The sequence below is a fragment of the Larkinella bovis genome, assembly GCF_042655385.1.
Classification (GTDB): domain Bacteria; phylum Bacteroidota; class Bacteroidia; order Cytophagales; family Spirosomataceae; genus Larkinella; species Larkinella bovis.
Genome location: NZ_JBHSMA010000001.1, coordinates 572,808 through 585,426 on the forward strand (window position 1 = coordinate 572,808; position 12,619 = coordinate 585,426).

Genomic DNA, 12,619 nt, shown 5'->3' on the forward strand with positions numbered 1-12,619 from the left:
CTTCGAATGAACAGGTTCCTTCCCTCATTGCCTATACCACTCGTATTGCTGGTTCTGCTGACCGCTTGCGGGGGTGATAAAAAACAAGCTCAACAGGGGCCACCACCGCCAACTCCGGTTGCCGTCGCCGTGGCGAGCCACGGAACGGCGGTTTACTACGACGAATACCCCGCCACGGTAACGCCCCTCAACCAGGTCGAAATTTACCCGCAGGTTTCGGGTTACATAACCGGAATCTTTTTCACGGAAGGTCAGGTGGTCAGCAAAGGACAAAAACTCTACGAAATTGACAGGCAGCAATACCAGGCGAATTACGATGAAGCCGTAGCGAATGTAAATGTCGCGCTGGCGAACCTGAGCCGGGCGCAGAAAGATGCCGATCGTTACCAGACTCTGGCGAAAGAGGATGCCATCGCACGGCAGGTGGTCGACAATGCAGAAGCGGCCCTGGAATCGGCCAAGATGCAGGTAGCAGCCGCCAAAGCCAATGTATCGCGGGTGGCCACCAGCCTGAATTATTCGACCATTAAAGCCCCTTTAACCGGTACGATCGGGATTTCGCAGGTAAAGCTGGGAGCTGCCGTCTCACCGGGGCAGACGTTGCTGAACACGATTTCGTCGGATGACCCCATTGCGATCGATATCGCCGTGGACGAAACGGATATTCCGCGATTCGTCCGGTTTCAAAACCGGAAGGTGAGCGATTCCACCTTTGTGTTCGTCCTGCCCAACGGGACGCCCTACAAGGCTGCGGGCCGGATCGGCATTATCGATCGGGCCATTGATCCGCAAACCGGAACCCTGAAGGTACGCCTGTTCTTCGCCAACCGCGACAAAATGCTAAAATCGGGCATGAACGGGAATGTTCGGGTTCTCAACAGTGAGTCCGGCCAACGGCTGCTGATCCCGTATAAAGCGGTAACGGAGCAAATGAGTGAATACTTCGTTTATGTTGTTGGCGACAGTAGTAAAGTATCGCAACGGAAAATCTCGCTTGGCAATCGCATTGGCGCTAACATCATCGTGCGCGACGGTATTCAGGAAGGCGATAAAATTGTGACAGAAGGTATCCAGAAACTCCGGGAAGGTGCGGTGGTGAAAGTTGTGTCCGATTCGGCGGCCGTCGTGAAGGCGGCTACCTCGGCTCCGACCGCTACCAGTCAAACCCGCTAATCAGCACTTAAGAAATGTTTGCGAATACGTTCATCAACCGGCCCGTAACGGCCATTGTGATTTCTATCGTCATCGTTCTGGTGGGTATTCTCGCCATTTTCAACCTGCCGGTTGGACAGTATCCGGATATTACGCCCCCGGTGGTGCAGGTCACGGGTACCTACACGGGTGCGGATGCGCAGACGGTGGAGCAAACCGTGGCAACGCCCATCGAAACGCAGGTCAACGGAACCCCCAACATGTTGTACCTGCAAAGCAACAGTACCAGCGACGGCCGGATGACGATGAACGTGACGTTTGATGTCGGCACCGACGTCAACATTGCCGCCCTCGATGTCCAGAACCGGGTCGGGATTGCCCAACCCCAGTTGCCTTCCGAAGTGACCCGCCTGGGGCTAACGGTTCGGAAGCGGAACCCGAGCCTGTTCATGCTGGTGGCCATTTACTCACCGAATAAAACCCACGGTGTTTCGTTTCTGGACAACTACGCCAATATTTTCATCCGCGATGCCTTGCTGCGGGTCGAAGGGGTCGGGGATATCTTTTCCCGCGCCGACGACTTCAGTATGCGAATCTGGCTGCAACCGGATAAAATTGCGCAATTGGGCATGACGCCCGCCGATGTGGTTGCGGCCTTGCAGGAACAAAACCTCCAGGTGGCGGCCGGTTCGGTGGGAGCACCCCCACAGCAGGAATCGCAGGCGTTTGAATACACGGTTTTTACCAACAGCCGACTGAGCAAGGAAGATGATTTTCGGAACATCATTGTTCGGAGCAAACCCGAAGCCGGTTCGATTGTATACCTTAAGGACGTCGCCCGCGTTCAGTTAGGAAAGTTTAGCTACGTCAGCAACTCGTTCGTGGACGGAAACCGGGCGGCTTACCTGCTGCTGTACCAATTGCCGGGCAGCAACGCGCTTTCTACGGCTAAAGGCGTCTACGCGGCTATGGAGGAACTGAAGAAATCCTTCCCTAAAGACATCGACTACGTCGTGCCGTTTGAGTCGGTTTCGGTCGTTCAGGTTTCGGTTGATGAGGTGGTAAAGACGCTGCTCGAAGCCCTGGGCTTGGTAATTATTGTGGTGTTCCTGTTCCTCCAGAACTGGCGGGCGACACTGATTCCGGTTTTGGCGATTCCGGTTTCGATTCTGGGTACGTTTGCCTTTTTTATTCCCCTTGGCTTCACTATTAATACCCTGACCCTCTTTGGGTTTGTGCTAGCCATCGGGATCGTGGTGGATGATGCCATCGTGGTGGTGGAGGCTGTCCAGCATTACATTGATCACGATCGAATATCGGCCCGGGAAGCCACCCGAAAAGCCATGCGGGATATTTCCGGGCCGGTAGTGGCCATTGCCTTGATTCTGGCTGCGGTGTTCGTGCCGGTTGGGTTTATTCCCGGAATCGTGGGACGGCTGTACCAGCAGTTTGCCATCACCATTGCGGTTTCGGTATTGCTTTCGGCCTTTGTCGCGTTGTCGCTGACGCCGGCTCTCTGCGCCCTGATGCTGAAACCGACCGAAATAAACGAGAAGTCGCGGGGCCTGAACTGGTTTTTCTTCCGGTTTAACAAGTGGTTCGATCGGACGAGTAGTTCCTACAGCCACAGCGTCAACCGGATGATCAAAGGCGCGCCGTTGGTGCTGGTTTTGCTGGCCTGTTTGTTTGTGGGAACCGGTTATCTGTTTAAAACGAAACCAACCGGTTTTATTCCGACCGAGGATGAAGGACGGGTCATTATTACCTACGAAATTCCGGAAGCGTCTTCGACGACCCGGAGTCTGGCGGTTTTGAATCGCGTCATGGAAATTCTGAAAGAACAACCGTACGTGGCCCACTTCTCCGCCCTGGGCGGTTTGAACGCCGTGACGTTTTCCAGCAAATCGAACAGTGGAACGGTTTTTACGCAGCTAAAACCGTGGAGCGAACGGACGGACAAGTCGGTGCAGATTGATTCCGTGGTGGTAAAGCTGCAACGGGCGCTGTCTACCATCAAAGAAGCCAATGTGGTCGTTATTCCACCGCCGGCTATTCCGGGCTTGGGGCAAACAGCCGGTTTTACCTTCGAAATCGAACAGCGCGAATCCACGGACGACGTCAAAGCGTTCGACCGGGTGGTGCAGAATTTCGTCGCCGAAGCCAACAAGCGTCCGGAAATCGCCCGGGCATTTACCTACTTTACCTCGAAAACGCCCGCCTTCCGGGTTGATGTCGACCGGGAAAAATGCAAGAAACTGGGCATTAACGTCAATGAGGTATATACGACCATGCAGACGTACCTGGGCAGTATTTACGTCAACGACTTCATTGTTTACGGACGGAAATTCCGGGTGGTGGCGCAGGCGGATACGGCCTATCGGGCGGATATTCAACAACTGAATCGGTATTTTGTCCGCAACAGAGCTGGCGGTATGGTGCCGCTGAGTACGGTCATCAAAACCCAGGTTATTGAAAATGCACCCTTGATTTCGCACTATAACCTGTTCCGGTCAGTGGAGATTAACGGAAGCCCGAAACCGGGTTACAGTAGCGGCCAGGCCATCGACGCCCTGCGTGAGGTGGCGGATAAGGTCCTGCCGGCGGGTTATGGGTACGACTTTTCGGGACTTAGCCGCGAAGAAATTAGTTCCGGCTCCAGTTCGGTGTATATTTTCGGCTTATCGATCCTGTTTGTGTTCCTGTTCCTGGCGGCACTGTACGAAAGCTGGTCGGTCCCGTTTGCGGTTTTGTTGTCGGTTCCGATCGGCGCCTTTGGGGCCATTCTGACCCTGACCCTGATTCCGTATCTGAGCAACAACGTCTACGCCCAGATCGGGTTGATTACATTGATTGGTCTGGCGGCCAAGAACGCGATCCTGATTGTGGAGTTTGCCAAAGAGCGGGTCGATCGGGGCGTTGATCTGATCGAGTCCACGCTGGAGGCCGTCCGGCTCCGGCTGCGCCCGATCATCATGACATCGCTGGCGTTTATTCTGGGGGTATTGCCTCTGGTGTTTGCCAGTGGGGCGGGAGCCGTAGCCCGGAAAACGATTGGCTGGACGGTTTTTGGCGGGATGCTGGCGGCAACCTCCCTTGCTATCTTTATCGTTCCTGTCCTGTTTGTGGTGATTACCCGGTTGGCGTATGGCAAGAAGAAACTGGCAGAATTGAAGGAACAGGCCCAAAGACCGGAACCACAGCTCCAGGAAAATGATGGCGTAGCGCTGTAAGCGTATCGAAACAAAAACCGGGTTGGTGCAGTACCGTCCGGGACCATGACGGGGTCGAGGGACTATTTCAGTTTCTCGGCCCCGTCTTCGTTTATTTTATTACTGAATCGCTGGGTACTTTGACGGTATTGCCATCCGGATCGGGTGGCAAGCAGAACTGGTAAGTCGCCGGACTCACAACAAAAAAGGGCTTCCTGGTATCTACAGGAAGCCCTTCGGTTTTTCGTCTTATTTCTTAAAAAAAGGCACCCAGCGTCAAGGTGATGTTGGTCATTTTTGAATCGATTTGCGCGGAGGCATAATCGGCCGTGTTGGGCAATGTGTACGGTGTATAGGCGGATTTGGCGGTGGTATAGGTTCCACTGGCGTCCACGAAGAACCGATCCGTCCGGATTCCTAAACCGCCCGAAACGAGCACGCGGCTCCGGTCAATATTGTTAAGTTGTTGTTTATAAGCATCCGGTAAATAGGCTACACCGCCCCGAACCCGGAGCAACCCGGCCCGGATTTCGGCCCCGGCCCGGAGGTTTACCACATTTTTATACGTGTTCATGACCTCGGTTTTTACGTCGTTCTTGAAAGCCGTATTATCCTGCGTGTCGTAAACCTTGGTGGTTGCCCGCATACCGCCGTAACCCACGTAATCCGCCGTGGCCGTAATGAATCCGATTTTTCCGGAACCCAGAAAATACGTCAACCCACCGGAAGCCCGGAAAGGAGTTGTCAGGTTGTATTCAAAGTTAATTGGCTCGACAAAAACTTCATTCCGATTGATGGGCAAGCTGGGATCTTTGGCATCGACCCGGATCGACTGCTCAAACGATTCTTTAATGCTGGTGAAGTTTGGTGTTGCCAGGGAGGCACCGATTTGCAGGTTGCGATCCGGTTTATAAATCAACCCGAAAGAAAAGTTGATTCCGTTACCCGTCACCGTCAGGTTATCAATCTGGCTATAATTGTTAAAAACCGCACCCCCCACGACGGTTTCACGAAAGACATTTTCAAAATCATACCGGAGTCGACTGATGCCCAGCGACGCCCCGAGGTACAATTTGTCGTCCAGATTTCCGGCATAGGCAATGGTCCATTGCGAATGGCCACCTGATGATTCAAAGGTGTTGAGCTGATCCGTCGGTGCGGAAGCATCATATCGGAAATACGGTGGCCCGGTTTGATTGGGATTGGTGGAAGAAGCAGTGCCGTTAATCAGAAAGAGCTGGTAGGCGGCTGCGGCCAGGTATCTGGCTTCGTTCGTAGAGGTATTGTAATCCGCATCGATCTGGGCACCCGTCAGGTTACGGTCATTGGCATCGACGATGTAGGTATCGACAATCGAACTGCGGTTGTTGCGGGCCTGAAACTGGAAGTTATTCGCCAGATTGACCTGCCGGCTATACGTAATGCCGAGGGCAGTTCTCCGCCAGCGCCGGTTTTCGTTCTGCTTGTTACCCGCCAGAATCAGCCCAAATTGGCTGATACCCGGTTTGGTGATGCTGTTGGAACGCTGGTTTCCAATGTAGGTAGCCTGGGCACTGGTGATGTTAATGGAGGGACTCAGGCTAATTTCGGAGCGGTTATAAAATCCCAAACCGGCCGGGTTGCCAAACACCGAACTGGCATCGCCCCCAAGGCTGGCGTGATTCCCGCCCAACGCCCGCATTCGGGCCGTACCGGTTTGCGTAATTTCCGAATACCGAAAGGCATCACCGGCGTAAATGTCGGCCTGGCCAAGGGCATTGCCTGCGTACAGGAGCAGCCCCACAAGGAAGATGCTATTTTTCATACAGATTGTGTGCTAAAAGTGAAAACCATAGGATCAAAAGGCCTATCGTCCAGTGTGTGAACTATAGATGCAATTCAGGTGCGTTTGGTTTAAGATAACGCCTAAAAACATCATTTCGTTAGCAAATTTAGGGAAATCGCCCTCCGATATAAAACGAAAAAGCCCTTCGATTATATGACCGAAGGGCTTTTTTATTTTCAGCACTAGTATTTCACATTAACGCGGGCCACGTGAACCGCCACCGCCGGAGTATCCACCACCCCCGCTGCTTCCGCCCGATGAACCACCACCCCGGCTTCCACCGTAGGATGGCGAACTGTAGCTCGGTTGAGAGGGAGGGCTGTACGTCCGCTGAGCCGGCGCTTCATAGGTCCGTGTTGGGGCCTGATACGACGGCTGGGGAGCACTGTACCGCGAACCGCTGTTCGATGAAGGCGGGGTGTAACTACCCCGGCTATTCTGGCGCGGTGCTGCGTAATAATCGGCGTTGCTCGGCGCACTGTAGGTCGGGGTCGACGGATTATTGGCGCTGGCGCGGCCACCGCTGCCGGAACCACCGTAGTAATAATCAGCGCCCCGGCTATTCTGACGGCCGGTTCCGTACGTACCATTGTTGCTTCCCGAATTGTTCGGGCGGCTGTAATACGTGTTATTGGACGAATTATTCGATGAGTTCAACTCGCCTGACCGACGTCCTCCGCTGTTGTTATTGTAACTGCGGGGCGTGTTTACGAAATCACCATTGTAGCGGTCACGGGTAGCACCCCGGCGCGCGCCGTAAATGGCATTCCGGTTTGCACCGATGTTGTTGTAATTGTTGACAACCACCACCGACCGGCCACCGTAATAGTAGGGGTTATAGAAGCTGTTATAACCGTAGCCGAAGGGTGAGTAGAACGAGTCGTAAAAGCCACCGCCGTAACCGTATCCGAACGGACTATAGGCATAACCGCCACCCCAGAACGGATCGTAGAACGGACTATATCGCCAGCTGTTCCAGCCCCAGTTATTATACCCCCAGGACGACATACCCAGGCCAATGCCCACGCTCAGACCGCCGTAAAAAGGACTGTTCCAGCCCCAGCGGTTCCAGGATGAGTTGAATAGGGCCGAATTGTAGCCATTGGCAAAACCGGTCGTATAGGCATTGTTGGAATCCCAGCCCGGATCAGGCGAAATACCACGGGTAACCTTGCGGGCCGTTACTTCGCTGTAATAGTCATCGTCCTTGTATTGGGAAGCCGTTTGCTCGTTATAGTAATCCGGATTGGCGTTCAGTTTACTGTCTTCGTACCGTTGCGATGCGGTGCGTTCGGGCAATCGCTCGGATTTGGCCGACGCATAGACCGGCGCATCGGACGACGACCCGTATAGGTCATCGAACTCACCGCCGTTCTTGGCCGTTTGCAGACTGGAACTACAGCCCCAAAAGCCGGTAGCCGCCAGTAGCGTGAGGTATTTCCAGGTATGTATCCCTTTCATGGTGTTGTGGTATAAAAGGTTGTTGGGAGCGTCCTATTCAAAAACACAGAAATCGTCAAAAAGATTACAAATAGGGCGTTTGATTACAAATATAGGAGAAAAACCTATCTTTGCAAGCTTCTCATAACATTAGACCCACATTTATAGGTGAGGGTTTAAGCGTAACCAAAATATATTTTTAGTCCGTCATGGCAAAAGCAATTCCTTCGCGTTCCGAGAATTATTCCGAGTGGTATAACGAGTTGATTAAAAGAGCCGATCTGGCTGAGAATTCGGCGGTTCGGGGCTGTATGGTGATCAAACCGTACGGTTTTTCGATTTGGGAAAAAATGCAGCGAGCCCTGGACGATATGTTCAAGGAAACCGGCCATACGAATGCCTACTTTCCGTTGTTCATCCCCAAATCGTTCCTCAGCAAAGAAGCGTCGCACGTCGAAGGTTTTGCCAAAGAATGTGCCGTGGTGACGCACTACCGGCTGAAAAATGCGGAAGATGGTTCCGGCGTGATCGTGGATCCGGAAGCCAGGCTGGAGGAAGAACTGATTGTCCGGCCGACCTCCGAAACGGTTATCTGGAGTACGTATAAAAACTGGATTCAATCGTATCGCGATCTGCCCTTGCTGATCAATCAATGGGCGAACGTGGTGCGATGGGAAATGCGGACGCGGATTTTTCTGCGAACCGCCGAATTCCTCTGGCAGGAAGGCCATACGGCCCATGCCTCCGCGCAGGAAGCCCAGGAGGAAACGCGTCAGATGCTGGATGTGTATGCAACCTTCGCCGAGGAATGGATGGCTATGCCGGTTATCCGTGGTGCCAAAACCGCCAACGAACGGTTTGCGGGAGCCGAGGATACGCTTTGCATTGAGGCCATGATGCAGGACGGCAAGGCCTTACAGGCCGGAACGTCCCATTTCCTGGGTCAGAATTTTGCGAAAGCCTTTGACGTGAAGTTTTTGACCAAAGACAACCAGCAGGATTTTGTCTGGGGAACGTCCTGGGGCGTCAGCACCCGACTGATGGGAGCGCTGATCATGGCCCATTCGGACGACGACGGCTTGGTGCTGCCCCCGAAACTGGCCCCGATTCAGGTGGTGATTGTGCCTATTTTCCGCAACGATGAACAGTTGGCGCAATTGTCGGAAAAGATCAATCCGCTGATCAAGGAATTGCGGAAAGCGGGCATTTCGGTGAAATACGATACCAGCGATGCCAACAAACCGGGCTGGAAATTTGCCGAATACGAACTCCGTGGGGTGCCGGTCCGGCTGGCCATGGGCATGCGGGATTTGGAAAACAATACCGTTGAAATTGCCCGCCGGGATCTGAAAACGAAAGAAACCATTTCCGCCGACGGACTGGTAGCACATATTCAGCAGTTGCTGGACGAAATTCAACAGAATATTTACCGGAAAGCCTCCCAGTTCCGGCAGGACAATACATTCCGGGTTGATACGTACGAGCAATTCAAAGAGCAGATTGAGAAAGGCGGTTTTTTGATGGCCCACTGGGACGGTACGTCCGAAACCGAAGAGGCCATCAAGGAGGAAACTAAAGCAACGATCCGCTGCATCCCCTTTGATTCGGATGCCGAAGAAGGAATATGTATCTATAGCGGAAAACCCTCGAAACAACGCGTAGTGTTCGCCAGAGCGTACTAAAGGGGTGAAGAGTTAAGAGTGAAGAGTTAAGAGTTAGGAATGATGAACAACTCATCACTCATCACTCTTAACTCTTCACTCCCGCAAGGGAGCGCATTGGCTCAAATAATTAGCGGATTGTGCTTGATATTCGAAAGGCTTGGGTAGTTTTGAGCACACAATTCAACTTTAATTATGGCACAAGCAAAAGCTGGGGATACGGTGCAGGTGCACTACACCGGCAGAAAAACCGATGGAACGGTGTTCGATTCGTCGAGTGGCCGCTCACCCCTGCAATTTAAGGTAGGCAGCGGAATGGTGATCCGGGGGTTTGATGAAGGCGTAAAAGGCATGGCGATTGGAGAAGCCCGGACGGTCCACATTCCGGTCGAAGACGCCTACGGCCCCTCGAATCAGGACATGATTTTTGAGTTCGACCGGTCGATGATTCCCGACGATATTGAACTGGAGGTTGGGCTTACCCTTCACATGCACCAGGATGGTAATCCGCAGGATTTGCCGGTTGTGGTTCGGAACGTGACGGCCACTTCCGTGACGCTGGATGCCAATCACCCGCTGGCGGGCGAAGACCTCATTTTTGATATTGAACTGGTCGGAATAAATCCAGGAAAATAAAACGGCAAGACGTACCAACGGTCTGAAGTCTGTGCGATTTTCGCTCCCAACCAAGGGGTGGGTCACGGACTTTAGACCGTTTCGTATTAGAGGTTTACCCAGGCCGAAAACTTGAGCCCAAAGGTTGAAACATTGGGGTTGTTGCGGTACGTCAGCCGGTGAACGGCATCGATACGCAGCACTTTGAAAATATTGTCGATGCCGTAGCCCACCTCAACGTACGGAGTCCGATTCAGAGATTGAAAACCCAGAACGGTTTGCCCCGTTTCGTTGGTCGGAGGAATCAAGGCCGTATTCGCCGTGCTGACCCCACCGGCCAAAACCGCTCCGGTCGCCAGAAACCGCCATTTCAGCCGCCGAATTGCGGGGATGCGGTTGAAAAATAAGCCTTCAAAATTGTGCTCACCGAAGAAGCCGACGTAGCGATCGGTCACAAACTCAAAGAAATTCATCAGGTTATAGGCGTTTTCGACCCGGAAGAAGGTTTCGTTGCCCAAAGGAATGTACAGCAACGGGTACGGAATAGTCGAAGGGGTATAACCGGCATTGATCTGGTAACGGGTCCGGCCCAGAACGCCCATCCGGAACGAATGCCGCAGGTTCAGGCTAAAGCGGTGGTACGTAAAATCACCGTGCAGGACGTTCTTCAGGCCTAACTGGTACCGGAAAGTGACCACGGGGTTGTTACTGCCCTCGACACTAAACCGGTCGTTATCACTTTGAATCATCAAGGTGCCGGGCGAAAACCGGGTTTCGAAGGTTACTTCCGTGGCCCGAAACTGGCTGGCGGTAGTCCGGTCGGCTTTGTTCACGGAATAGGCAAACGGAAAGAGCGGTTCGAACAGCCGGTTTCGCAGACTGACCGTCTGGGTGAATCCTTTTCCCAATTCGCTTTTGATATACGTGGTGTGTGACTCCTGCAGATAGGGCCGGCGAAGCGTACCGAATCGGGTGTAAGCCGCAAAAATCGTGTTGCCGTTCAGGTTTTCGGCGGAGGTGCCTAACTGCTCGAGGTCGTAGCTTTTTGAAAGGCCGGCAATGGTATACGGTTTTTTCCGAATCACGTAATCGAGGTTCATGCCGTACTTAAACTGCTGGTCACGGGTTCCGTAGGCCAGATAACCGCCCAAAATCCAGCGACGGCTAAAACCGGCATTCGTCCGCAGCCCCAGCCGGAAGCGGTGCCCTTCCACACTATTGAACGCATAGCTGTTCAGCAGCGGACCAACGTCGAGGTGAACCGGCCCGAGCGGATAATAGCCGACCATCGTCAGGTTGGCAATTTCCCCGAGCACTTTCATAAAGGGCACATTCCGCACCGAATCGACCACTTCAAACGCGCGGAGTTCGTCGGGCGACAAGCCTTCCGGTCGGTGGCTTTGCCAGAACGAGGGGGATTTTTCGCTGTAATTTTCCGATAACTCCAGGGGTGGTTCATAGAATTTCAACGCCTGCGGTTTGTTCACAACCACCTTACGGGCCGCCACGTAAATCCGGACCAGCGCACCCGGTGCGTTGGGCGTTGGTTCGTCGGTATCGATCAGCAGTTGCGTTAAAACCGGCAGACGCACGCCGTTCGTCAGGCTGTCCTCGACATCTTCCCATTCCTGTTCAATCCGGATTTCGTCCACAAAATTGATGTTGGCGCGCTGGTCGATCCGGGCGTCGATCTGCGAAAGCCCCAGGCGGGTGGTATCGATCCAGGCCGTACCGACAAACGCCAGATCGGTTGGTCGTTTGGGCTCGAAATCAATCTGAAAACAGACTGTTCCACCCACCGTCACCGTGTCGATGAGATGAAATTTATAAACGGTTTGCCAGGACTGACCCAGCGGAGAGGGAAGGTCCTTGCGCAGAAGATTGATGTAGTTCCGGTAAAAATTATACTGCTGAAACGAAGAACCGGTAAGCTGCGCGGCCACCCCGCCATCGCTGATTCCTACGCCCGACGCGCGGCTTTTCCGAATCCGCTCCTTGGTTTTGTGGGGATCGGCACGTTGATAATAGTCAGAAAGCGTTTCCGAGACGTAAACCGGAACGGCCGGTTTGCCTTCCCGATCATAAATAGCCGGGAGTCTGGAAAGAAGGCGGCCAACGGGCCCCATACCGCGTCCTTTCCTGCGTGGATTGGCAAAATTGTTGACGTAGGCTTCTACTTTGGAATAACTTTCGTACTGAAAAGCGGTTAACTGGTCGGGGTCAAATTGATCGCGCCGTCGAATGGCCTCCCGGATGATGCGGTAGGCCGGATCACCACCTTTCGCATAGACTTTAACTTCCTGTAACTTTGTGGCGGTGCCCGTCAGTGCAGCATCAATGGTCTGTTGGGGCGTCCGGCGTAGCGGATAGGAGCGGGTCTGATAACCTAAACTGGAAACCAGCAGGGAATCGCCAAACTGAGTCGTTGCGAACGAATAGTTGCCGTTTTCGTCGGAAGTGGTTCCGGCGGTTTTTCCTTTGATGGCGACATTGGCGAACGGAATTGCGTCACCCGTAACGGCGTCAGTAATGCGTCCACTTATTTTGTAAGCGGGTTGTGCAATGGCCGGGAAAAATAAAACGTTCAGAAAAAAGAAAAGTAACCCGAAACGTCCCCGTAAAGTAAACTTCATTCGTAAGTCGCTGAGAGAATATTTATAGTGGGTTAACACAAATGTAGTCAACAGGGTTTACCAAGTAAACGGTTTGGGACGATT

At 53.2% G+C, this 12,619-nt stretch carries 7 protein-coding genes; 4 read left to right on the forward strand and 3 right to left on the reverse strand.

The window, feature by feature from the left end; translation table 11 throughout:
* Nucleotides 1–6 precede the first annotated feature (6 nt).
* Nucleotides 7–1,173: an efflux RND transporter periplasmic adaptor subunit gene (locus tag ACFPMF_RS02475; RefSeq protein ID WP_379840847.1), complete on the forward strand. Its 1,167-nt coding sequence runs from the start codon at nt 7–9 to the stop codon at nt 1,171–1,173.
* 14 nt (nt 1,174–1,187) lie between these two features.
* Entirely contained in the window at nt 1,188–4,382 is a 3,195-nt protein-coding gene (locus ACFPMF_RS02480) for an efflux RND transporter permease subunit (RefSeq protein ID WP_379840848.1), read from the forward strand.
* A gap of 235 nt (nt 4,383–4,617) precedes the next feature.
* On the opposite strand, the gene ACFPMF_RS02485 is transcribed toward ACFPMF_RS02480, so the two are convergent.
* Nucleotides 4,618–6,165: a hypothetical protein gene (locus ACFPMF_RS02485; RefSeq protein WP_379840849.1), complete on the reverse strand. Its 1,548-nt coding sequence runs from the start codon at nt 6,163–6,165 to the stop codon at nt 4,618–4,620.
* 216 nt (nt 6,166–6,381) lie between these two features.
* The gene (locus ACFPMF_RS02490; RefSeq protein WP_379840850.1) at nt 6,382–7,647 is read right to left on the reverse strand and encodes a hypothetical protein; all 1,266 of its coding nucleotides are present in this window, start codon (nt 7,645–7,647) and stop codon (nt 6,382–6,384) included.
* Between the two features lie 188 nt (nt 7,648–7,835).
* Between ACFPMF_RS02490 and proS the strand changes: the two genes are divergently transcribed.
* The gene (gene proS / locus ACFPMF_RS02495; protein ID WP_379840851.1) at nt 7,836–9,308 is read left to right on the forward strand and encodes a proline--tRNA ligase; all 1,473 of its coding nucleotides are present in this window, start codon (nt 7,836–7,838) and stop codon (nt 9,306–9,308) included.
* Between the two features lie 174 nt (nt 9,309–9,482).
* Nucleotides 9,483–9,923: an FKBP-type peptidyl-prolyl cis-trans isomerase gene (locus ACFPMF_RS02500; protein WP_379840852.1), complete on the forward strand. Its 441-nt coding sequence runs from the start codon at nt 9,483–9,485 to the stop codon at nt 9,921–9,923.
* 86 nt (nt 9,924–10,009) lie between these two features.
* Here the strand turns inward: ACFPMF_RS02500 and ACFPMF_RS02505 are convergent, their stop codons facing one another.
* Nucleotides 10,010–12,535 carry a DUF5686 and carboxypeptidase-like regulatory domain-containing protein gene (locus ACFPMF_RS02505; RefSeq protein ID WP_379840853.1) on the reverse strand — a complete coding sequence of 842 codons (2,526 nt, stop codon included), beginning with the start codon at nt 12,533–12,535 and terminating at the stop codon, nt 10,010–10,012.
* Between the last annotated feature and the right edge of the window lie 84 nt (nt 12,536–12,619).